Genomic DNA, 22,975 nt, shown 5'->3' with positions numbered 1-22,975 from the left:
GTAACGGCGTCTCGGACAAGGGAGCTGCGCGCGATGGGCGCGAGGGTCACTGCGGTCAGCAGCAACGGAACGTACTCCTTCACCAAGCCGAACCGCGAGAGCGTCACGCTCCTCGCGGGCCTCGGCGTCGAGGGCGACGTCCACGCCGGGGAGAAGGTCAAGCACCGCTTCCGGGTCCGGCAGGACCCCGACCAGCCGAACCTGCGCCAGGTCCACCTCATGCACGAGGAACTCTTCGACGAGCTCGCCGCGGACGGCTACGCCGTGGCCCCCGGCGAGCTGGGCGAGAACATCACCACGCGCGGCCTCGACCTGCTCGGCCTGCCCACGGGCGCACGGCTGCGCCTGGGCGCCGACGCCGTCGTGGAGATCACCGGGCTGCGCAACCCGTGCCGCCAGATCGACGCCTTCCGCGCCGGGCTGATGAAGAAGGTCGTCGGCCGCGACGCGTCCGGCGCGGTCGCCCACAAGGCCGGCGTCATGAGCGTGGTCCTGCACGGCGGCGAGGTCCGCCCCGGGGACGCCGTCGAGGTCGTCCTGCCGGAGGGGCCGCACCACCCGCTGAAGACCGTCTGAGGCGCGCGGCCGGGGTGGTGGCCACCGGCTGCTAACGCCCGAACCACGCCTCGGCGAGCGCGTCGAGCGTCGGCTCGGGCGGGGCGGGCAGCTCCTTGAGGTACCAGGGCAGGTTGCTGTAGACGTGCAGCAGCGCGTACGCGAGGAGCAGGCGGGGCGGGAACGTCTCGCCGTACGCCCGCATGAAGCGGGCGAGGAGGCCCGGCTCGCCGCGGGTGACGAAGAGGCCCACGCCCACGAAATCGTACGCCCGGTCGCCGATCATGGCGGGCTCGAAGTCGATGAGCCCGGTGAGCCGCCGGCCGTCGGGGTCGACCAGCAGGTGCTGGCGCATGAACTCCGTGTGCAGCAGGGCGCGTCGGTCCGGTGTGCCCGCGCCGTCGAACGTGACGGAGTCGAGGAAGCCGGGTATCTGCTCCAGCCAGCTCTCCGGCAGGCCGTGGGCGCGCTGCTGCTCGACCGTGCGCGCGCGCCTGCGTCCGAGGAACGCCTCCCAGTCGCCGGGGCCGAGGACGTCGGCCAGCGGCTCGTGGTCGAGGGCGTGCAGCGCGGCGAGCGCCTCGGCCGCTTCGGTGACGACGCGCTCCCGGTCGGCGTGCGGCATGCGCGGCCAGGCGACCGCCAGGTCCTCGCCGGGCAGCCGGTCCATCAGGACGTAGCGCCAGCCGTTCTCGTACGGGCCGACGCCGTGGACGCCCGGTGTGGGGACGGGCAACCTGCCGTGGACGTGGCTCAGGACGCGGCCCTCGGCGATGCCGTCGTCGGCCGCCGCGCCGGGGAAGAGCTTCAGCACGTGCGCGTCGCCGACCGCGTAGACGGGCTGCGACCCTTCCGGGTAGCGCACCAGGGGCGCTCCGGCGAGGCCGAGGCGTGCGCAGAGGTCTTCGGCGGCGGGCCGCACGACCGCCTCGTCGGGCACGACGCGGTCCCACTCTTCGTCCGTGTTCACCTCGGGCAGCATGATCGGCACCGTAATGCCTACCGAAGTCGGTCCGCGACCGACTTTCGGCCGCTGCGGGGCGTCGCGCCCGGCTCCTAGCGTGCTCCGGGCATGACGTTCGACGGCGCGTCCGCCGTCACGGAGGGAACGGAGCACCACCACGATGCCGAGCGAGCAGTTCGACAAGAGGAGCGGGGCCGCGACGCCGCGGACGACGGCCCTCGGCCACCCGAAGGGCGATCTGTGGCTGCTGCTCGCCGGGCTGCCCGTGCTCGGCCTGCTCGTCGGTCTCGCCCTGCCTCGGCTGGCCCGCTGGGTGTCGGGCTCGCCGGTGCTGCCCTGGCGGGACGGCATCGCCTTCGTCGGCAGGCTCGACGCGCCCTGGCAGACCGGGCTGGTGATGGCGGCCGGGCTGGTGGCCGGGCTGGCGCTCGCGTTCACGGCGATCGCCGAGGCGATGCGCCTCGAACTGACCGACGATCAGGTGCGGATCGAGCAGCACGACACGGTCCGGGTGCTGGAACGCGCGGACGTCTCGGCCGTGTTCCGCGACGGCAAGCACTTGGTGATCCTCGGCAGGGACTCGGCGGAGCTGGCGCGCGGCGAGCACGGGGCGTCCGCCGCCGCGCTGGCCGACGCGTTCCGCGCGCACGGCTACCCCTGGCGGGACGCCGACCCGCACGCGGCCCTGTTCCGGCGCTGGATACCCGGCGCCCCCGGCCTGCCCGCCGAGGTCCACGCGCTCCTCAAGGCCCGCGAGGCGGCGATGAAGCGGGACTCCGGACGCGACGCCAGGGACCTGGCCGAGGCGGTGCGGGAGGCGGGCTTCGTCGTACGGGACGAGAAGGGCGAGCAGTACTGGCGGCCGTTGGCCGGGGGTGGCGGGGCGTAACGCGTCCGTGGGTCGGCGCGGCCGTGCGTCGGCGCGTCAGAAGACGAACGGGCCCGGTGTCTGCCCCGACGTGGCGTCGCACGTCACGGTGAGGCCGAAGACGACGATCTTCAGCGATGTGCCTTCGAGGCTGTCGCCCGCGGCGACGGTCCCGGTGAGCGGTCCCGTGGAGACCGGGCCGCCCGCGGGTATGGCCGGGTTGGAGCCGCCGGTGAACTCGGTGGTGCCCGAGCCGTTCTTGGTGAGGGTGAGCGTGGAGTCGACCGCGCCCGCGCCGATGGGGATCGGGGCGGTGACCGCCGAGGTGGACACCTCGATGGTGGCGTCGGCGCCGTCCTGCGTGGCGGTGAGGGTCGCCGTGCCGGAGCCGTAGGAACCGCAGTCGAACGAGAGGGTGGCGCTCTGCGGTTCGACCGCGGTCGCCGCCGGCGCGAGAACGAGCGCGCCGACGGCGAACGCCGATCCGATGACCGTCCCGATGCCGAGTCTGCCGTGTCGCATGGAGGCCTGCCTTCGTGGTGGGGGGGGAGGACGTGTCCGGCCTGGCCCGACGACGTTACTGACGAGTCGTCAGACGACCGGATCGCCGCCCATTGAGGCACACGCCACCAGAGGTGGCAAGGCAGGCCTCCATGATTCTTGACATGCCACGACCAATTCAGGCCGCTCGGTCACGGGTCAGGCATCACCCTCCAGCGCCTCGGCCACACCCTCGGCCAGGAGATCGGCGTACGCGGCCGTCCAGCTCTCCACCGTGGCGCGGTCCCACAGGTCGGTGGAGAACTCCACGTAGCCGGAGAGCACGTCGCCCGTCGGGATCAGACCGAAGTTGAACTCCGACCGCGCGCCGGGCACGGTCAGATCCTCGACCGCCGTCGTCAGACCCGGCAGCTCGATGTCCGTCTCCAGGGAGTTCTGGTACTGGAAGCCGAGCGGCAGCTTGTCGGGCACCTCGACGCCCAGCGCCTCCCCCAGGTCGCCCGCCACCGCGCGCAGCGGCGCCGCGTGGTCGATCGCCTCGACCGCGCGGCGCGCCACCTGGTCGACCAGCGCGCCGAACGAACCGGCCCGGTCGCCGCGGACGCGCAGCGTGAAGGACGAGACCGTGCAGGCGGCGAGGGCCTCGAACTCCCGCCGCTCGCGGTTGGCGTAGGAGATGGCGAGCAGCACGTCCGGCTCGCCCGTCACCTTCCCGACCAGGCGGGCCATGGCCGCCGCCGTCACCGCGAAGGGCGTCGTGCGGTGCCGGCGGGCCAGGCTCTCCACACCGGTGCGCACCTCCTGCCCCACCGTGAACAGCACCACGTCACCCGCGCCGCTCAGCTCGGCCGGGCGCGGCCGGTCGAGCGGCAGTGTGCCGGAGAAGGGCGCGCCGTCGAGCTGCCGTGCCCAGTAGTCGACCAGGCGACCCTTGTCCCGCGTACGGTCGTGTTCGCGCTGCCAGCGCGCGTACGCGCCGGGCTGCGGCGGGTCCGCCGCCAGGCCGTCCGGCTCCCCGGTGACCGCCGCCCGGTACAGCGCGGCGAGCTCGCGGAGCAGGAGGGTGACCGACCAGCCGTCGCAGGCCGCGTGGTGCAGTACGAAGACCAGGGCCCAGCGGTCGCTCGCGGTGCGCAGGAGGCGGAACGCGGGGGCCAGTTCGGCGCGGATGTCGAAGGGCGTCGCGGCCGTCCGCGCCGCCAGGCGCTCCGCCTCCGCCTCGGCCGCCGGCACGGAACCGAGGCGCGCGAGCAGATCCTCCTCGGGCAGCTCGACCGGCCGGGGGCGCAGCGCCTCCTGCTGCCACTCCCCCGTCGCCGTGTCCTCCACGAGGCGGGTGCGCAGCGCCTCGTGCCGCGCGACCAGCCGGGTCAGGGCCGTGCGCAGGGCCGGTACGTCGAGCTGCCCCGTCAGCGTCAGGCGCATCGCCACGTTGTAGATCTGCGGGCGGGGGTGGGTCAGATGCCGGGTGATGAAGGCGCTCTGCTGGACGGTGGCGGGGGCGCGGCTCCCGGCCGGGGCGTCGGCGGGCGCCTGCTCCTCGGCCCCCGGCACGGCCTCGGTCGCGGCCCCGGCCGCCGCCTCCTCCGCCGTCTCCGCCTCCGCCTCCGCCTCCGCGAGGAACGCCGCCATGGCGCGGAGCGTGGGCTCCTCGTAGAAGCGGGCGACGGGGTACTCCGTGCCGAACTCCTCCCTCACGCTGTTGGCCAGGCGGATCGCCGTGATGGAGTGTCCGCCGAGTTCGAAGAAGGAGGCCTCGGGGCCGACCGCGTCGGCGGTGAGACCGAACTCCTCGGCCCACAGCGCCCGCAGCCTCGCCCCGATGTCCCCGGAGGCGGGCACGGGAGCCTCGGCCGTCCGCGCCGGCCCCTCCGTCGTGGTGATCAGCGACGGCTCGGGGAGCGCGGCCCGGTCCAGCTTTCCGTTGCCGGAGAGCGGGAGCGCGGGCAGCAGTGCCCAGGCGCGCGGCACCAGGTGGTCGGGGAGCCGTGCGGCCAGCTCCCGCGTGAGGCGGTCGGCCGTCTCCTGCTCCCCCGCCGTCGCCGTCGCCGTGGCGGGCACGGCGTAGGCGGCGAGCCGGGCCTCGCCCCGCCGGTCGCGGCGGGCCAGGACGACCGCTTCGGCGACGTCCGGCAGCGCGGTGAGCGCCCGCGTGACCTCCTCGGGCTCGACGCGGTAGCCCCGGATCTTCACCTGGTCGTCGGTCCTGCCGCGGAACTCCAGGGCGCCCGTCGCGGTCCAGCACACCAGGTCGCCCGTGCGGTACAGCGTGTCCTCGCCACCGAGCGGGTCGGGGACGAAGCGCTCCGCCGTCAGGTCCGGGCGGCCGAGGTAGCCGGTGGCGACCCCGGGCCCGCCCACGTACAGCTCACCCACCTCACCGGCGGGCACCTCGCGCCCGTCGGGGCCGAGCACCCGCAGCGTGACGTTGTCGACGGGGCGGCCGATCGGGATCGGGGCCGCCGCCTCCCCCGCGCCGGGCGGCTCCACCGACTGGGTCGTGCAGAGCACGGTCACCTCGGTGGGCCCGTAGACGTTGACGGTCTCGTACGGGGCGCTCGCGCGCGGCCTGGTGCGCAGCACGTCGCCGCCGAGCAGCAGGTGCCGCAGCGGGGGCTGCGCGTCGTCCGGCAGCGTGAGGACCGCCTCGCCGAGTGCCGTCGGCAGGATGGAGAAGGTGACGCGGTGCCGCCCGTACCAGCGGGCGAGGGCCGCGGGGTCCTTGCGGACCGCCTCGTCGGCGACGACGACCGTGGCGCCGGCGGTCAGGGCGGGCCAGATCTCCAGGGCGGCGGCGTCGAAGCTCTGGCTGCACACGGCGGCGGCGCGGTCGTCCGCGGTGAACCCGAAGCGCTCGTGGTGCCACTGGCACAGGTCCACCACGGCCCGGTGCGGCACGGCGACGCCCTTGGGGGCGCCGGTGCTGCCGGAGGTGTAGATCGCGAAGCAGAGGGCGTCGGGGCCGGGGTGCACCGGGGGCGCGGCGTCGCCCGTGCCCGTGGGCGCGGCCGTGGCGTCGACCACGGCCACGCCCGTCGGCGCCTCGGGCGGCTCGGTGCCGCCGTCCACCACGAGGGCCCCGGCGCCGCTCTCCGCGAGGACGGTCGCGGCCCTGGCGCGGCCCTGCCCGGGGTCCAGCGGCACATAGCCGTGGCCGGACTTGAGCGCCGCGAGCATGGCGACGATCAGCTGGGCGCCGCGCGGCAGCCACAGGGCGACCGGCGCCCCCGCGCGGCCCCGCTCGCGCAGGACGGCCGCCAGGCGTTCGGCCCGCTCGTCCAGCTCGCGGTAGGTCAGCGTGGTGTCGCCGCTGATCACGGCGGTGCGGCCGGGGGCCGCCTCGGCCCAGCGCGACGCCAGGGCGTGGACGGTGCTGCGGGTCCGCTGCCGGGTGCGTCCGCGCCGCCAGGCGTCGGGGACGGCGGCCGGGGCGTCGGTGACGGGCTCGACGCCGGTGGCCTCGGCGAGCACGTCCCTGAACGTCCCGAAGAGCGCGTCGATCGTCGCCTCGTCGAACAGGTCGGTGTGGTACTCCAGATGGCAGCGGATGCCGTCCGGCTGGTCGGTGAAGTACACGCTCAGGTCGGTCAGCGCCTTGTCGGGACCGGAGTCGAGCGGGGTCGCCCGCACCCCGGGCAGCTCGAAGCGGAACGGATCGCCGCTCTCGAACTCGGCGAGCGTCTGGAAGACCGGCGTCCGGTCGAGCGCCCGCGCGGGGTCCAGCTCCCGGACGACCGCCTCGAAGGGCACGTCGGCGTGGTCGTAGGCGTCCAGGGCGACGGCGCGCACCCGGTCGAGGAGCGTGCCGAAGTCCGGGTCGCCCGACAGGTCGAGGCGCAGGGCCAGGGTGTTCACGAAGAAGCCGACGACGTTCTCGTACTCGGGCGTGCGGTCCGACATCGGGGTGCCGATGACGAGGTCGTCCTGCCCGGTGACGCGGTGCAGGGCGGCGGCGTAACCGGCGAGCAGCGTCATGAACAGGGTGCTGCGCCGCTCACGCCCCAACTTCCTGACCGCGTCCGAGAGTTCCGGGCTGAGCGTACGGAACAGGGCGCGGCCGTGGGACGTCATCCGCGCGGGGCGCGGCCGGTCCGCGGGCAGGGCGAGGACGGGCAGGTCGCCGTCGAGGGCCTTCTTCCAGTACGCCAGGTCGTCGGCCGCCTTCGCGCCGCCGAGCGAGCCGAGCTGGGCGCGGGCGTGGTCGGCGTAGGTGCGCGGCAGGCCGGGCAGTCCGACGGGCGGCGCGCCCGTGACCTCGGCGCGGTAGAGGGCGGACACGTCCCGTGCGAGCACGGCGGCCGACGCGGCGTCCATCACGATGTGGTGCAGGGAGACGACGAGCACGTGCCGCCGCTCACCGAGCCGGACCAGGCGCGTGACGAACAGCGGCCCCTCCGCCAGGTCGAAGCGGCGCTCGCTCTCGGCCTTCAGGGTGGCGGCGACCACGTCGCTTTCCGTCCCCGTGCCGTCGACGACCGCGAAGTCCACCTCGCCCGGCGGCTGCGCGAACTGCCGGGGTTCGCCGCCGACCTCGCGGAAGACCGTGCGCAGCTGCTCGTGCCGGGCGGCGAGGGCGGACAGCGCCGAGCGCAGCGCGGGCACGTCGAGGGGGCCTTCCAGCTCGATGGCCTTGACCTCGTTGTACGCGGTGCGCCCCGGCAGCATCCGCTCCAGGAACCACACCCGCTGCTGGCCGGGTGACAGGGGCGCCCCCGGGTCGGCGGTCGCCGGGGCAGGGGCGGACGCCCGCTGGACGGCGGCCGTGGCCGCGGCGGTGGTGGTGGTCGCGGCCGTGCACGTGCGACGCAGCGCGTCCAGGTGTACGAGGCCTTCGCGCATCGCACCGGGCGGCACGCCGAAGTCGACGAGCGCGACGACCTCGTCGGCGCCGGCCGCGCGCACCTCCTCCACGACCGGGCGCACGCTCTCCGGGCTGCCGATGAGGGCGCGCTGGTCGCAGTAGCGGTCGTAGGCGCGGCGGAAGACGACGTCGAGGTCGTCCTCGGTCATCGCCGAGAGGTCCACCTTCTGGCCGAGGCTGCCCGCGACGTTCCCGAAGAGCGACAGGGACGCCCGCATGTACCGGGACAGCGGCTCACGGGCCTCGGCGCGCGCGGTCGCGTGGTCCTCGGCGAGGTAGGTGTGCAGGAGCACGGAGACGTGCCCCGCGTCGGGGTCCAGGCCGTGGGCGGCGCGGGTGCGCCGGTAGAGCGCGATGTTCTCGCTCAGCTGCTCGACGCCCTGGGTCATGAGATTGGTGACGATGCCCAGGTCGTGGCGGGCCGCCAGCTCGTACGACGCCGGGTTCCCGACGACCGCCGTGTACATGGGCGGGGCGTCCTGGACGGGGCGTGGGAAGAGCCGCAGGTCCGCCTCGCCGGCCCCCGTGGTGCGGCGCAGCGGCTCGCCGCGCCACAACTGCCGCACCTGCTCGACCTGTTCGTACATCAGCTCCTTGTGGGAGCCGAAGCGGTCGGGGAAGAAGGCGAAGTCGTTGGCGTGCCAGCCGCTGGCGCAGCCGATGCCGACGCGGCCGCCGGAGAGGTTGTCGACCATCGACCACTCTTCGGCGACGCGGATCGGGTCGTGCAGCGGCAGCACGACGGAGCCCGCGTTGATGCGGACCCGATCCGTCTCGCGGGCGAGCGCGGCGGCGAGCACGACGGGGTTGGGGAAGAGGCCGCCGAAGGAGTGGAAGTGCCGCTCGGGGATCCACAGGGAGTGGAAGCCGTTGCGGTCGGCGAAGCGGGCGGTCTCCAGGAGGTGGTCGTACTTGCCGTGCTGCGGGGCGCTCTCGTCTTGGGGGTAGTCGCCGAAGAAGTAGACGCCGAAGTCGAGGGGGCGGGTGGCGGCGGGCTTCTCGGCGGGCTTCTCGGCAGGCGCGGGTTCGGGTGCGGGGGCCCGGCGGACCGTGGCCGCCGCGGTGTTCCAGGCGACCGCCTGCGACGTGGGCTCGGGAGCGACGGCACGCGGCTTCGGCACTGTCACACCCGGCGTGGCCTTCGCCTTCGTACGGAAGAACCCGGCGTCCCGCAGCTCCCGCAGCGAGCCCCGCACGGCGTCGGCGATGAACTCGACGTCACCGTCGGAGTGCTCGGTGGAGAGGAAGAAGTTGCGCCACTCCCACACGTGCACGCCGCGCAGCATGAGGTGGTGGTAGAGCAGTTCCATGTCCGCCCGGTGCTCGAACCGGAACTGCGAGCCGAAGTGGCTCAGGCTCAGCGCGAACTCCTCCGCCTCGAAGAAGGCGTTGAGCGTGGCGGCCAGCTCGTCGGTGCGGGCGTTCAGCCGCTCCTGGAGGCGCGGGCTGTGCTCCTTGAGGTGGCTGAGCACGGCGCGGGCGGCGACCATCGACACCGGGTGCTGGATGTAGGTGCCGCCGAAGAACGTGGTGTCGGCCTGCGGGTAGCTGTCGTCGCCGTAGTTCCAGTGGCCGCCGTCGACGCCGTCCATGATGTCGGCGCGCCCGGCGATGGCCCCGATGGGGAAGCCGCCGCCGAGCAGCTTGCCGTAGGTGGCGAGGTCCGGGGTCACGCCGTACAGCTCCTGGGCGCCGCGCGCGGCGGGGCGGAAGCCGGTCAGCATCTCGTCGAAGAGCAGCACGATGCCGTGGCGCCTGGTCAGCTCGCGCAGGCGGCGCACGAAGCCCGCCGGGCGGAGCGAGGGGTGGCGGCTCTGCACCGGCTCGACGACGACCGCGGCGATGTCGCCCGCCTGCTGCTCGATGAGGGCGAGGCTCTCCTCACTGCCGTAGGGCAGGACGAGCAGGTCGGCGACGGCGTTCTGCGGGATGCCCGCGGACATCGGGACGGTGGTGAGGCCCTCGCCGCCGGTGCGCGGGGAGCGGCCGAGGACGTTGTCGTTGTGGCCGTGGTAGGCGCCCTCGAAGGTGATGATGCGGCTGCGGCCGGTGGCCGCGCGGGCCAGGCGGATCGCGGCCGAGTTCGCCTCCGTGCCGGAGTTGGCGAAGGCGACGCGCTCCATGCCGGTCAGCTCGGCGAGCAGTTCGGCGGCCTCGCCCGTCTCCACGGTGCGGGGGCCGAGCTGGATGCCGCGCGAGAGGTGTTCGCGGACGGCCTCGGCGACGAAGTCCGGCTCGTGGCCGAAGAGCAGCACGCCGAAGCCCATGGTGATGTCGACGTACTGGTTGCCGTCGATGTCCTCGAGGCGGGAGCCCTTGGCCCGCCGCCCCGCGATCGGGTACAGCATCTCCTTCGTGCTGCTGCGGAATCCCACCGCCGCCCGGCTGTCGGCGAGGACGCGACGGTACTTCTGTGCGATCCGCTTCGAGGTGGGCGTCTTGGCGGTGTAGCGGCGCACCAGGTCGTCCAGGTGCGCCCGCTGCGACTCGGGCGAGCCGCCGCGCACCATGCCGGAGCCGCGGGCCACCTCCAGGCGGGGGCCGTGCTGGGTGGTGCGCGGCGCTTCCGGCGCGGCTTCGGGCGTGCCCAGCTGGCTCGCGATGCGGCGCGACAGCTCCCGCATGGCGGCGAGGTCCGCGTCGACCGCCGCGGAGACGGAGCTCTGGTGCGCGGTCATCGGCCCACCTGCGCCTGCGCGGCGAGCAGTTGGGAGAGCTGGGTCATCAGCTGCAACTGCGTCTGCGTGAGCTGGTGGATCTGCCGTTGCAGGTCCTCGATCTCCTGGCGCGTGGCGTACGCGGGGGCCGGCGCCGGTTCCGGGGCGGTGACCGGCGGCGTCACATGGGCCACCGGCTCGGGCGCGGCCTCGCGGACCGGCGGCTGGGGAAGCGCCTGGGCGGGCAGCGGTGGTGCGGGCAGCGGCTGGACGGGCGCGGGGTGAGCCGGCTGGGGCGGTGCGGCCGGCGGCTGGGCCGGAAGCGGCTCGGCGCGTCCCGGCGCTGCGGTCGCCCCCATCTTCCCCGCGATGATCACGGCGAGCCCCTTCGCGGTGCCCGCCTCCTCGAAGAGCTCCCGCATCGACACCTTGACCCGGTGCTCCTCCTCCAGCTCGCGCAGCACGCCGATCATCTGCAGCGAGTCCGCCCCGAGGTCGAAGAAGGAGGCGTCCTCGGCTATCTCGCTGGTGTCGTAGCTGAGGTGCTTCGCGGTGACCTTGATGATGTGCTGGAGCACACGCTCGACGGCTGCTTCGTCCTGTGCCACTTCGGTTACATCCCTCGCAGGTCGTGCGGGCCGTGGAAGGTGGTTCTCCGGCCCTGTCCAGTAGTACTTGTGCTGGAAGCGGTAGCCGGGCAGCGCAATCCTGCGCCCCGCCCCGCCCATGAAGGTCCGCCAGTCGAGCGGCGCCCCGTTCCGGTAGAGGCCCGCCGCCGCGTCCCAGAGGGGTTCGAGGCCGGCGCCGCGCCGCAGCGTCGGATACGCCGTCCGGTCCGGCAGCTCCCGCCGCGCGAGCCCGCTGAGTGTGGTGTGCGGGCCGAGTTCCAGGAGCGTGGCGGTGGCCTCGTGCGACGTGCCGAGGTGGTGCAGGGCGTCGGCGAATCTCACCGGGTGACGCGACTGTCGTACGAGGTAGTCGGTGTCGGGGAGCCAGCCCGCGGGGCGGGTGCGCCCGTCCAGGGTGCTGACGAACGGCACGTCGCAGGGGGTGAGCGCGGCCTCGGAGCAGAGGTCGCGGAGCCCCGGGAGTACGGGGTCCATCAGCGCGGTGTGGAACGCGTGGCCCACCGGGAGCCGCCGGGCGGCGATGCCGCGCTCGGCCAGCAGCCCGTCCAGGCGCTCCACCGCGGCGGCCGGGCCCGCGAGGACCTGGCTGCGGGCGCCGTTGACCACGGCGAGCTCGATGCCGGGCGTCTCGGCGGCCAGCTCCCGGGCCGCGTCCTCCGTCATCGGCACGGCGACCATCGCCCCCGGCGCGCAGAGGTCGCGCATCAGCCTGCCGCGCCCCGTTGTGAGGCGCAGCCCGTCCTCGACGCTGAGGGCCCCGGCCGCGTGCAGCGCCGCGTACTCGCCCACGCTGTGCCCGGCGACCACGCGCGGCGTGATCCCTGCCTCGCGCCACAGCCGCACCAGCGCGCACTGGAGGGCGAAGAGCGCGGGCTGCGCCAGTTCGGTGGGCCAGGGCGGCTCGGACTCCCCCTCGGCCGCGAGCAGCGGGGTGAGGAGGCTTTCGCCGCCGGTGAGTTCCGCGTACTGCCGCTCGCAGGCGTCGAGGACGTCGCGCACGGCGGGAAAGCGGTCGTAGAGCGGACGTGCCGCGCTCCGGTACAGGCTCCCCTGCCCGGTGAAGAGGAACCCGGTGTCGGCCCCGTCCGTGCCGCCACCGCCCGGCCGCGGGTCCGCGAGCCAGGCGTCGAGGGCGTCCGTGAGCGCGGCGACGGTGTCCCCGCGCAGCGCGACCCGGTGCCTGCGGTGGGCGCGGCCGAGCGCGAGCGTCGTCACGAGGTCCGCGTGGCGCGTGCCGGGATGGGCCCGCAGGTGGTCGCGGAGAGCCGTGGCGTTGTCGGTGAGCGCGGCCTCGGTGTGGCCGGCGAGCACCAGGACGCCGGGCGGTTCGGGCGCCTCGGCGCGGCGGGGCGGAGGCGCGGGGGCCTCTTCGAGCACGACGTGCACATTGGTCCCGCCCACCCCGAACGAGCTGACGCTCGCCCTGCGCGGCCCGTCCCCCCGGGGCCACGGGCGCGCCGAGTCCGGGATGTAGAAGGGGCCGGCGTCGAGGTCGAGGGCGGGGTTCGGGCGCCGGAAGTTGGCCATCGGCGGAATGACGCCGTGCCGCAGCACCAGCAGCGCCTTGATCATGCTCGCCAGGCCCGAGCAGACGTCGAGGTGCCCGATGTTGGCCTTGACCGAGCCGAGCGCGCAGTAGCCGGTGCGGTCGGTGTCGGCGCGGAACGCGGCGGTGGCGCCCTCGAACTCGATCGGGTCGCCCTTGAACGTGCCCGTCCCGTGCGTCTCCAGATAGCCGATGCTGCCCGCGTCGACGCCGGCCCTCTCCAGGGCCCGGCGGATGGCGCGCCGCTGCCCGTCGGCGCTGGGCGCGGTGAACGCCCGCTTGTCCGCCCCGTCGTTGTTCGCCCCCCAGCCGCGCAGGACGCCGTGGATGTGGTCGCCGTCCGCGAGCGCCCGGTCGAGCCGCTTGAGCACGACGGCGGCGACGCCCGTACCGCCCACGGTCCCGTCGGCGTCGGCGTCGAAGGGCCGCAGGTAGCCGCTCTTGGAGAGGATGGACCCCTTCACGTACTGGTAGCCGAGCACCTGCGGCACATGGATGGCGGTGGCGCCCGCGACAGCGATGTCACATTCGCCGTGGACGACGGCCTGCGCCGCCTGGTGGACGGCGGTCAGCGAACTGGAGCACGCCGTCTGGACGTTGACGGCGGGCCCGGTCAGGTCGAGCCGGTAGGCGGCCCGGTTGGCGGTGAAGTCGCTGAAGTTCCCGACGGTGACCTGGAGACCGGCCACCCAGTCGGCGACGCCCTCCGTGAGGACGTTGTTCCGGAGGTAGTGCTGGAGGGAGTAGAGGTGGTAGCCGGTGCTGGCGTAGACGCCGACGTCACCGGCGCCGTTCCTGCTGGTGTCGCCCGCGTAGCCGGCGTTTTCGAGGGCGTGGTGGACGCACTCCAGGAACAGCCGGTGCTGGGGGTCGGTGATGCGGGCCTCGTGGGCGCTCATCCCGAAGAAGCTCGCGTCGAACCCGGCGATGTCGTCCAGGACACCGCTCGCTCCCACGAAGTCGTCGGCGGAGTACTGCTCCTCGGTGATCCCGGCGGCGGTCAGCTCGGCCTCGGTGAAGCGGCGGATGCGGTCGGCGCCGTCGTGGATGGTGCGCCAGAACTCCTCCGGGGTGTCGGCCCCGGGCAGCCGGAAGTCCATGCCGACGACGGCCACGGCGTCCGGGGCGGGTAAGGGGGCGGCGGCGGCTGTGCGCACTGCGGTCATCGGGCCTCGGCCTCGCTTTCCACGGACGGCGGGTCCTGTCGTACGGGGGGCTCGGGCTTGGCCTCTGGCTTGGGCTCTGTTTTGGTCTCTGCCTCGGCTCCGGCGGCCTTGGGGGTGGTGTCGTGCCCGGCGGCGCTCTTGCCGCTCCGTGCCTGCCGTATGAGAACGACGAACATCCCCGCGCAGAGCACGATGGCGAACCCGTGCAGCAGCCCGACCACGGTCAGCGGCGAGTACAGGTCGAGGAGCGCGCCACTGACCAGCATCCCCAGGCCGAAGCCGGTGTTCTCGACCGAGGCGGAGAGGCCGAAGAGCCGCCCGCGCTGCTCGTCGGGCGCGGCCTGGAGGCGGGTGACGTAGGCGATCTCGGTGAGCCCGTCGGCCATGCCCGCGACGAGGGCCGCCGCGACGGCCACGCCGGTCGGCAGCCCCGCGAAGACCACGATGAACGCGGCCGACATGACGCAGGCCCCGATCGCGAAGGCCCGCTCTCCCGGCCCCTGCCGCCCGCCGCGCCCGGCCCAGCGGCCGATGACCTGCTGCATGACGATGTTGCCGATGGCCCAGGTGGCCCAGAACTGGCTGACGAAGGTGGCCGGATGGGACGGATCGAGGGAGCTGGAGTAGACGGGCAGGGCGACGTTGTGGGAGGACGACCCGAGCCCGTCGGCGGCCCTGACGACGATCATCACGGCGAGCACGGGGGTGGCGCGCAGCAGGAGCATGGCCCCGAGGCGCCGGGGCTTCTCGCCGGCGTCCGCTGCGCCGTCGGCGGCTTCCTTCTCCCCCCGCGTACGGAGGGGAAGGGAGAGGAGCACGCTCGCCGACACGGCGAAGGAGGCGGCGTCGAGGGAGATGGCGGCGACGTAGCCGAGCTGGGCGACGACGACACCGGCCGAGGCGAACCCGGCGATCATGGCGAGCGAACGCCCGATGGCGAGCAGCGAGTTGGCGCGGAGCCGCAGCTCCGGCCCGACGATCTCGGGGATGGCGCTGCGCAGGGAGACACCGGAGAGGGTCGAGCAGAACCCGGTGACGACGGCGAGGACGTACAGAAGCCCCGCGCGGCCGGCATCCGGGGCGATCAACAGCGCTACCATGGCGACGCACTGTGTGAGATCGGCGCCGACCATCAACCTCTTGCGGTCGTACGCCGAGACCAGCCGTCCGCTCACAAAGCCGGATACGACGCTGGTCAGCAGCCGCACGGCCATGAAGATCCCGGCGGCAAGCGCGCTGTCGGTCACCTCGTAGATGAAGACGTTGAGCGCGACCATGTTCAGGTAACTGCCGTACGCCGAAACGCCGTTGCCCACGACGAGCAGGCGAAAGTGCCTCAAGCGTGCCCCCTGATCAACCGCTGCTCCACTGACTGCCGGATCGTCACGCACAGTGATGTGTGGCTGCGCTGTGCCGCGACGGCCTTCACACTCACGCGCCCCGCAGCGCGCCCACAGTCCCCCGAACTGGTGACTTGACAAGTCCAACTAGACGCCGAGGCCCAGGGTTTCCCCCTGAATTGGCCCAGGTCAGGGCCGTGTCCCCTGGCATTCCTTTCTGTTTCCGCGGGACCGTGGTTAGATCAAGTTGTGGTCACGCCTTCGTAGAAGTTGACAGTCCCTCCCGGAGGGAAGATGCCAGTAACCAGCCGCCCCCAGAACGCACCAGCCCTGTCCCACAGGGAGCGCCAGGTGCTGGCCCACATCGCGGCAGGCCTCTCCCACAAGCAGATCGCCCGCCGCCTCGGCATCAGCGTCCACACGGTCGGCACGTACCTCCGCCGCATCCGCACCAAGCGCACCGCCCCGACGGTGGCCCACCTGATCCGCCTCGGCGTGGCGGAGGGCGTGGCGACTTCGGGCGGGACCAATTGAGGCACCTGGCGGTGCCTTGAGCGCGGCGCGGTGGCTCGTGGCCGGGAGTTGAGACTCCCCCGGGGGGAGACCCGAGACTGACGGCATGACCACATCGCACACGCCCGGCACGCCCGGCACGCCCGGTGAGACCCATACGCCCGGTGAGACCCGTACGCCCTGCCCGACCACCGTCCTGCGATGCCCGGTGGCGACCGTCACCGCCACCGCCACGACCCCGGCCCTCCTGCTCCGCTCCTGGCGCGAGGACGACGCCGCCGCGCTCGCCGAGGGCCACCGCGACGACCCCACGGAAGCCCCGCCGGGCGCCCCCGCCATCCGGAACGAGACCGAGGGCCTGCGCTGGATCCACCTCCAGCAGCAGGCATGGACCGCCGGCACGCGCTACGCCTTCGCAGTACTGGAAACCCGCCCGGACGACTCCGAGGGCGCTCTGCTGGCCCACGTGGTCCTCAAGGACGCCGCACCCGGCAGCTCCTCGGCGGAAGTCGGCTACTGGACAGCGCCCCGAGCCCGAGGCCGCGGCATCGCGCCCCGGGCCTTGGAAACCCTGACGACGTGGGCCTTCACCACGTTCGCCCCCACGGGCCTGACCCACCTGAACCTCCTCCACCAGGTCACGAACCTGGCCTCATGCCGGGTGGCCCAGAAAACGGACTACGCCTACTCCCACACGCTGCCGCCGTGCCCGCCGATGTATCCGCAGGAGGGACATGTACACGTGGCCCGCGCCCCGGCCCGGCCGGGTGGTGCGCAGCCCCGGAGGGCATAGTGGTGACGTCCTGAGCGGCCGTCGCTGTCAGCACATGGCCGCGAACCCGACGAACACGGTCCACGCGGTCGCCCCTACGGTCAGTGCGGTGCGGGTCGTGTCCTTCGAGTCACGGACGTGGACCTTGCCGGGACGCGCGGCGACCTCGACGCATTCGCCACCTTCCTCGCTGCTGTAGCTGCTCCTACGCCATACCAACTGACCTATGTACGGCTGACGTGCATGCGCGTTCATGGCTCTCCCAGCAACTTCTGTACGTACGCCAACGATTCGCGAGGCGGCAGGGCCTGCGCCCGGATGATCCCGTACTTGGCCTCCAGCACACGGACGCGGTCCCGCTCCGTCTGCACACGGCTCACATTCTGTACCTCGGCGTACGCGATCCTCCGCCCTTCCTTGGTCTCGATCAAGGTGAAGGGACCAGCCATGCCGGCGTTCTCCTCACGGTCGAGCGGCATCACCTGGATCTCGATGTTCCGCCGCGCCCCCATCAGCAGGACATACTCAAGTTGCCCACGCAGGATTGCCCGGCCCCCGATGGGACGCCTCAACACGGCCTCGTCGATGACGAAGCTGGCGAGTGGCGCATCACGACTGGTCAACACCTCCTGACGGGCCAGGCGTGCGCCCACCCGCTGTTCGATCAGTCCGTCATCCACGGGCGGCCGCATCATCATGAAGACAGCCCGCGCATACTCCTCGGTCTGGAGGAGTCCAGGCACCGCCTGGTTCGCGTACACGTGCAGTTCGACGGCCTCCGCCTCCAACCGCGCCGCATCCCGAAAGAACGCCGGATAATGGGCCCGCGCAACCTCCTCCTTGCTCGCGGCCAGCACCCCGCCCGCCCCCAGTACGTCATCCGCCTGGTCGATGAACTTCGGCGGCGGAATGCGTCTGCCCTGCTCGAACGACGCGATGGTCGATGCCGAGTAACCACTCAGCGCCCCGAGCCTCGCGCGGTCCATCCCCGCCCGTTCCCGCAACAGCTTCAGCTGCCGTCCGAACACGCACAGCATGCCCGCGCCGACCCTGATGTTCCGTCTCCCGCACCTCGTCGTCCACGCCACGACTCCTCCCGTACGCCCCACAGCCACCGGACACCTGACACCGCCCGCACAACGCAAGAGCCGGAAACCGGTCACGCCCGACACCACGTACAAGCCCACGGCGCACGGGTACAGCCCGCACTCGTCAGCGCAACGCTCCTGTTCAACGCTACGCACAGTCCGAGACCGTTGACCGCATGAAGTCACCGGTTCCCCCCGACAGGCACGTGCCACGACCCGCCGCGCGCGAACGCGAATTCGCGACGCGCTTCACCTCGACCCCGCGCGGTGCCCGCCTCGCCCGCCGACTCGTCTCGTACCGCCTGGATGACTGGGGTCACCCTTACGGGAGCCCGGCCAACGAGACCTTCGCTCTCATCACGGCGGAGCTGACTGCCAACGCCGTGCAGCACGGCCACGTCCCCGGCCGCGACTTCCATGTGCGCCTCACCCTGGTCGACAACACGCTCCGCGTCGAAGTCACCGACACCCGCGCAGAGAAGAAGCCTCCATCCGCTCCACCGGCACCCGACTCCGCATCGGAGTCCGGCCGCGGCCTACTCCTCGTCGCCGCGCTCGCGGACAGTTGGGGCGTCACCCCTCGCACGGCCGCCCCCGGCAAGACGGTCTGGGCGGAGTTGTCCCACCCGGCCCCGCGCCCCACGCGCGCCCAACGCCCTACTTCCGACACACCCGCATGATTGCGCCACTCGCCCGAACCTCGTTGCGTCTGCAACTCCCCATGGGAGAGGATGTTCGTTACGCTACGAGGCGTAAGTGACGCGTGCGCGCACCGTGACGACCAAACCGGGTTGTGGCGCACGGAAGTTGCCGATCTACGGGGTGGGTGGATGAAGTTCGACATGGGGGACACGACCCTCGCGGTCCTGGGGAAGGACACGGCGGGGTCCAGTGACGATCTGGGCACGCTGATCCATCTGCTGGTGCAGGCGGCCGAGCCGCTGGAGGGTAAGTTCAACGGGGCGGGCAAGGCCACCTTCGACTCGTTCAAGCTGCGCGCTGACGAGATCACCGCCGACCTGAGCGGTGCGCTGTCATCGATCCTGGGCGGTCAGGCCGGTATGGAAGAGGCGTTCGGCACGGGTGACGACGAGCAGGCCGACAACGCCCAGCAGAACATGAGCGCCGCCAACTTCGAGGCCGCCCGCTTCTCCGGCTGAGCCGGCCGGTCACACACGTATTCCAGCCACAGGGGGCTGTTTCGTCATGGCAAATCAGAACCGCCGCTCCTACGACACCGGCGCCTCGTCAGACGTCCAGGGCGGACTGCACATCATCATCGGCCAGTTGGAACGCGTACTCGGCGACCGCGACCGCGCCGTCAAGGCCGCCATGGCCGACTACCAGGCCGACGGCGTCTCGGACGAATACCACGGCAAGGAAGTCCGCTGGAACAAGGCGGCCAACGAGGTGCGCGACATCATCCGCCTCGTGCGCGGCACGCTCGAGAAGAACGACGGCACGGCGCAGACCACGCTCGCCAAGGCCAGAGCCGCGGTCGACAACATCGTCTGACAGGTGGCGCGGGGCAGTAGGAGCAGAGCACACGGGGACAAGTAGGGGGGAATCGGCATGCCCGCGTGGGACATCTCACCGTCCGGGGTGGACTCGGTGACGTCGCTGGTGCGGATGGCGATGGACGACGTGGCCAAGGACGTCAAGGCGTACGGGGACCACGTCGAGAACGCGGCCGTTTCGGCCGGAACGATCAGCCCGGTCTACTGCGGAGCCGCGCCTGTCGGCCCGGTCGGCGCCGCGCTGCGCCTGTTCTTGGCGGAGACCGAGAGCGACGTGCGCTTCCTGGCCAAACGCTCCGTCAAGTCGGTGAACGGCGCGATCGAGGCGACCAACCACTACGTGGCCGGGGATCTGGAGCAGGCCGCGAACGCACAGCAGCAGGCGGCCCAGGCGCCCGACGTGACGGTGTTCCTGCCGTCGGCTCGCCGGGACGGGGGCTTCCCGTGACGGAGAAGATGGTCGATCCGGCGGGCATACCGCAGTTCACCGGCAACTTGGAGCAGTTGGCGAAGGACGCCTCCGGACTGCGCAGCGCCGCGACGGGGATACGCAGCGGCGGAGCCGACGTCCACTCCCGCTTCCAGATGCTCGGGGCGTACTACATCGCGCCGGAGGCCGAAGACCTGTTCTCCACCACCGAACCGGTGATGGACAAGGCCGACACCTTCGCGGCGGATCTGGAGACGGTGGCGGACGCGCTGGACACGTTCGCCTCCGAGGTGCGTCCGCTCGCCGCGAAGCTGGTGTCGTTGCAGGAGGACGCCAGGAAGTTCGTGGCCAGTGTCGAGGGCGACGACGACTGGACGGACGACGGGGACAAAACCGCCCGCAACAACGAACTGGTGGCGGACGTGACCGCGACCAGGGCCGCCTTCGAGGCCGCCGAGCGCCGGGCGGCGAGCAAGATCTCGGCACTCGTGGGCGGCCCGAGATTCATCGAGGACGACGGCAGCCACAAGGCCACCGAGCAGACAGTGATGTACGGCTACGACGCCGACCTGCTCAAGCAGGCGGAGGACCTGCCGTGGGGCAGTCCGGTGAGCCAGACCAGGCCTGACAACCTCGGTGGGCACCTCACGTCCTTCTTCTACGACGGTTTCGTCATGAACGGCGCGGTGGCCAGCGTCAAGGGGCTGGGAACCCTGGTGGGCATCGGCGGCTCGGCGAAGGACGCCTGGAAGGGCCTCTACGACGTCTCGGCCGGGGCGGGTCACTACCTGATGAAGCCCACGGACTGGGTCCTGGACCAGACGATGTTCGCGACCGAGGACACCGCGGACATGAAGCGGCAGAAGACCGCCTTCCGCGAGTTCGGCAAGGCTTTCGTGGCCTGGGACCAGTGGGAGGAGCACCCGGTCCAGGCCGCCGGAACGGTCACCTTCAACGCCCTCACGCTCGCCGCGGGCCCACTGGGCGCGGTCGCCAAGGGCGGCTCCGCCGCCGGCAAGGTGGGCCTGGGCGCGAAGGCCGCCGGGATCGGCGCGAAGATCGGCACGTACGCGGATCCGTTCTCGGCCGGCTTGACGCTGGGCGGCAAGGCGGTCGGCAAACTGCCGACCGTCGCGGAGGTCACGTCACGGATCCGCGCCGGGGCCGGTGCCACCGCCAACCTCGAGCGGGTACACAGCACCCTCGAATTCGAGGGCACTAGGGTCCGCGTAGAGGACGGCGAGTTCATCCTCCTCGACGCGGAGAGCAACCCCATCAGGGACGCGGCGCCGCACGAGAAGTCCGCCGACGAACGGGCGGTCTCCGAGCAAGCGCCACCCCAGCGCGAGCCTGCACTGGTCAGCTCCGAATCACGGACACCCGGGGTTGTCGCCCATGGCAGCGAGAACCTTTCTCTACAGGCCAGCCACGATGCGCAGGGACGAGGTGGAGGCACCACGGATTCAGTCGGGAAAGGGCAAGGCGGCCACTCCGGTGCGCCCAACGCTGGCCACGCAGCGGGCGACTCAGGTACTACTCAGCGCCCCGGCACGGATCACGGATCTGCAGATGTGTCTCACGGCAGTGGTTCGGGCAATGGGAATGGCACAGACGCTGCTCCCGGTTCAGGTGGTAGTGCCGGGGCCGACGAGGGCCCCGCTCGAACACCGGACGAAACCTCACCTAAAGGTGAAACTCAGCCCATCGTCCGCGGTGGTGACACGGAACAACGCGTCCGCGACGCGGTAAAAGGTATACCGGGTAAGAAGCGTCCAAAGCCTGACGTCCTCGAGAGGGTGCTCGCCAGACTTGCCTCAGAACCCAACGGACAACGGGTCGCTGACGTCATTGCGTCCGGCCGTTTCAACCAAAGTGACGAGTTCGGCCAAGTTGTATCGTCCCTGGGAGCACGAAAAGAGGCCATGTACCAGCCCGGGGCCGACCAGATCCTCTTTGCCGACGATCTCGTCAGGAGTGGGGTGCCTGCTGAGGCCATTGCCTTCGAGCATAAGGTCCCAGTCGGCGCCGATGCGGACATCCGCATCATAGGTGAGTCCGGCGAGGTTTACTCTTACCAGATGAAACACCTCAACGATCCCGTGGATCCGGTAAGCGAAATCAGTAGAGGCAAGTATCTGCTTCAGCTGGCCAAGTCCGAAGCTGATCACCACATCATGCTGGTCGATGGCGGCAGGGGGGCTCGCGCCGAGTGGATTTCCAACGGGTCCTACGATGAACTCATGGACATCCACCGCGGCGGGCGCGGGCCGAAGGGTGAGGGCATCACTTTCGTTGTCCGCCTGGAGGATGGAACACTCGTCATCCCGCCAGGTAGCAAGACTGACCCCAAGGACATGCTGTGATCACCACTGACCCTATTGGCGACTGGACTTGGGAAATCGCATCGAGCGGTGATGGCGTCACCGCTGCCGGAGCCGCGGAGACAGCCGTCTCGCTCTGGGGCATCCTGGCCAAGCACGAACTGGCCGTACCTGCTAGTAAGGCCGACCTATCGATTCGTTCCGTGAATGACATGCGGAACGTTCATCTCGATATGTCTGGCCTGCCCCTCGAAGCCGATCCACTGAGGCCGGGGACTGCGTTTTCGGAAGCTGTGGAGCAGGCGGGATCGCTCGAGGGCGATCTTCTTATGAGTCTGCGGATTCGATGCCCCGGCATCTGGCTGGAGTCTGGGGTCAAGCATCGTGCGGAGCAGCTGTTCGCCATCCAGGTAGACGTCTGGAAGCGCAGTCTGACCGTAGTGACTCTGGAAACGTACTCCGACGCATGGCTCACAATGGATACGCGTGAGCGAGAGCAGGCCGCGGTCCATGCAGAGAATGCCCCACGGCTTGCAGCTGCTCTGATGGAAGTTTCAGTCCTGCTCGGCAGCGCTCCAGAACCTGGCGATCCGAACCGTCACGCCACCCCAACGGAAACGGGTTTTGAGGACCCGCGGATCGAGGGCCCCGCCTACAGTGACTCTTGGGGAACGTTTGAGATCGCGGCCCGGTCGCGCCGACTTCGTTCTGGACTTCCTCCAGCGGAAGACGAGTACCCGGAGACAACAGACAGTCCTGTGCGTTACTTTGCAATTCAGCGCGAAACGCAAACGCTGGGCTATGTGTGGGCTTCCGTTAACAATGATGCGGCGGGTTATGAACCTCGAACTGCCGCTGGAGATGCGGCTTTTAAGGCCGGCACCCAGTGGCTGTTGCTGCTTCGGGAAGCCCACAAGCAGGGTCTCGCTCCGCTCAAGGCGCTGGAATGGCTCGCTCAGGTGCCTCCACGCCCAGAGATCGGCTCGGTAGATGAGGGTGCCCTTGATGAAGCTCCTTCGTTGGACGATCTGGAGGATCTGTCGGGCAAGTACTAGTTTGCCCTGCCAAACTCTAGGCACTACAGGGGCTATTGGCTGCCGCCGACAAGCGTGGGATAAAATATTTTACCTACCTTTTCCTTTGGGGGGATCCCACATTCGGACCAGTGGCATGACGTCATCGTCCGATTTTACACAAATATAGATGGGTAAGATCGCGCAATGTCAGCCCAGGATTACGACAGCCAG

The 22,975-nt window shown here is 71.4% G+C and carries 17 protein-coding genes; 10 read left to right on the top strand and 7 right to left on the bottom strand.

Going from position 1 to position 22,975, the window contains the following annotated elements:
• The first annotated feature begins 33 nt into the window (after positions 1-33).
• On the top strand, positions 34-576 hold the full coding sequence (locus DCW30_RS31680; RefSeq protein ID WP_076686616.1) for an MOSC domain-containing protein: 543 nt from the start codon (positions 34-36) through the stop codon (positions 574-576).
• Positions 577-607: 31 nt separating this feature from the next.
• On the opposite strand, the gene DCW30_RS31675 is transcribed toward DCW30_RS31680, so the two are convergent.
• Positions 608-1,537: an aminoglycoside phosphotransferase family protein gene (locus DCW30_RS31675; RefSeq protein ID WP_076686615.1), complete on the bottom strand. Its 930-nt coding sequence runs from the start codon at positions 1,535-1,537 to the stop codon at positions 608-610.
• Between the two features lie 142 nt (positions 1,538-1,679).
• Between DCW30_RS31675 and DCW30_RS31670 the strand changes: the two genes are divergently transcribed.
• Positions 1,680-2,408 (top strand): YqeB family protein, encoded by a 729-nt coding sequence (locus tag DCW30_RS31670; RefSeq protein ID WP_076686614.1) that lies wholly within the window; start codon positions 1,680-1,682, stop codon positions 2,406-2,408.
• 36 nt (positions 2,409-2,444) lie between these two features.
• Here DCW30_RS31670 and DCW30_RS31665 read toward each other — a convergent pair whose 3' ends face one another.
• The 4 genes from DCW30_RS31665 to DCW30_RS31650 all read right to left on the bottom strand — a co-directional run bounded on the left by DCW30_RS31665 (position 2,445) and on the right by DCW30_RS31650 (position 15,087).
• Positions 2,445-2,909: an SIMPL domain-containing protein gene (locus DCW30_RS31665; RefSeq protein WP_062777111.1), complete on the bottom strand. Its 465-nt coding sequence runs from the start codon at positions 2,907-2,909 to the stop codon at positions 2,445-2,447.
• A 177-nt stretch (positions 2,910-3,086) separates the two neighbouring features.
• Positions 3,087-10,427 carry a non-ribosomal peptide synthetase gene (locus DCW30_RS31660; protein ID WP_076686613.1) on the bottom strand — a complete coding sequence of 2,447 codons (7,341 nt, stop codon included), beginning with the start codon at positions 10,425-10,427 and terminating at the stop codon, positions 3,087-3,089.
• Positions 10,424-13,747 (bottom strand): type I polyketide synthase, encoded by a 3,324-nt coding sequence (locus tag DCW30_RS31655; RefSeq protein ID WP_076686612.1) that lies wholly within the window; start codon positions 13,745-13,747, stop codon positions 10,424-10,426. Before DCW30_RS31655 ends, DCW30_RS31660 begins: the two co-directional genes overlap by 4 nt.
• Complete coding sequence (locus DCW30_RS31650) at positions 13,744-15,087, bottom strand: MFS transporter (protein ID WP_079250164.1); 1,344 nt, start codon at positions 15,085-15,087, stop codon at positions 13,744-13,746. Before DCW30_RS31650 ends, DCW30_RS31655 begins: the two co-directional genes overlap by 4 nt.
• A gap of 294 nt (positions 15,088-15,381) precedes the next feature.
• Here DCW30_RS31650 and DCW30_RS31645 point away from each other — a divergent pair, with 294 nt between their 5' ends.
• Both DCW30_RS31645 and DCW30_RS31640 read left to right on the top strand, forming a co-directional pair.
• Positions 15,382-15,621 carry a response regulator transcription factor gene (locus DCW30_RS31645; RefSeq protein ID WP_062777120.1) on the top strand — a complete coding sequence of 80 codons (240 nt, stop codon included), beginning with the start codon at positions 15,382-15,384 and terminating at the stop codon, positions 15,619-15,621.
• 85 nt (positions 15,622-15,706) lie between these two features.
• Positions 15,707-16,393 carry a GNAT family N-acetyltransferase gene (locus DCW30_RS31640; protein WP_079250163.1) on the top strand — a complete coding sequence of 229 codons (687 nt, stop codon included), beginning with the start codon at positions 15,707-15,709 and terminating at the stop codon, positions 16,391-16,393.
• A gap of 27 nt (positions 16,394-16,420) precedes the next feature.
• Here DCW30_RS31640 and DCW30_RS31635 read toward each other — a convergent pair whose 3' ends face one another.
• Both DCW30_RS31635 and DCW30_RS31630 read right to left on the bottom strand, forming a co-directional pair.
• Positions 16,421-16,627 carry a DUF397 domain-containing protein gene (locus tag DCW30_RS31635; RefSeq protein ID WP_076686611.1) on the bottom strand — a complete coding sequence of 69 codons (207 nt, stop codon included), beginning with the start codon at positions 16,625-16,627 and terminating at the stop codon, positions 16,421-16,423.
• A complete protein-coding gene (locus tag DCW30_RS31630; protein ID WP_076689394.1) occupies positions 16,624-17,409 on the bottom strand; it encodes a helix-turn-helix domain-containing protein in 786 nt (261 codons plus the stop codon). The genes DCW30_RS31635 and DCW30_RS31630 overlap by 4 nt, the downstream gene beginning before the upstream one ends.
• A gap of 227 nt (positions 17,410-17,636) precedes the next feature.
• Between DCW30_RS31630 and DCW30_RS31625 the strand changes: the two genes are divergently transcribed.
• The 6 genes from DCW30_RS31625 to DCW30_RS31600 all read left to right on the top strand — a co-directional run bounded on the left by DCW30_RS31625 (position 17,637) and on the right by DCW30_RS31600 (position 22,783).
• A complete protein-coding gene (locus DCW30_RS31625) occupies positions 17,637-18,140 on the top strand; it encodes an ATP-binding protein (RefSeq protein WP_079250162.1) in 504 nt (167 codons plus the stop codon).
• A 150-nt stretch (positions 18,141-18,290) separates the two neighbouring features.
• Positions 18,291-18,620 carry a hypothetical protein gene (locus DCW30_RS31620; protein ID WP_076686609.1) on the top strand — a complete coding sequence of 110 codons (330 nt, stop codon included), beginning with the start codon at positions 18,291-18,293 and terminating at the stop codon, positions 18,618-18,620.
• 46 nt (positions 18,621-18,666) lie between these two features.
• Positions 18,667-18,975 carry a pore-forming ESAT-6 family protein gene (locus DCW30_RS31615; protein ID WP_062777135.1) on the top strand — a complete coding sequence of 103 codons (309 nt, stop codon included), beginning with the start codon at positions 18,667-18,669 and terminating at the stop codon, positions 18,973-18,975.
• Between the two features lie 57 nt (positions 18,976-19,032).
• Positions 19,033-19,425 carry a DUF6507 family protein gene (locus DCW30_RS31610; RefSeq protein WP_062777138.1) on the top strand — a complete coding sequence of 131 codons (393 nt, stop codon included), beginning with the start codon at positions 19,033-19,035 and terminating at the stop codon, positions 19,423-19,425.
• The gene (locus DCW30_RS31605) at positions 19,422-21,770 is read left to right on the top strand and encodes a hypothetical protein (protein ID WP_079250161.1); all 2,349 of its coding nucleotides are present in this window, start codon (positions 19,422-19,424) and stop codon (positions 21,768-21,770) included. Before DCW30_RS31610 ends, DCW30_RS31605 begins: the two co-directional genes overlap by 4 nt.
• On the top strand, positions 21,767-22,783 hold the full coding sequence (locus DCW30_RS31600) for a hypothetical protein (RefSeq protein WP_076686608.1): 1,017 nt from the start codon (positions 21,767-21,769) through the stop codon (positions 22,781-22,783). Before DCW30_RS31605 ends, DCW30_RS31600 begins: the two co-directional genes overlap by 4 nt.
• Positions 22,784-22,975 lie beyond the last annotated feature (192 nt).

Origin of the sequence: Streptomyces alfalfae (assembly GCF_004127445.1) — a bacterium.
Lineage (GTDB): Bacteria > Actinomycetota > Actinomycetes > Streptomycetales > Streptomycetaceae > Streptomyces > Streptomyces alfalfae.
The sequence above is the reverse complement of the archived record's forward strand: the minus strand, read 5'-3'. Positions and strand labels throughout refer to the sequence as shown.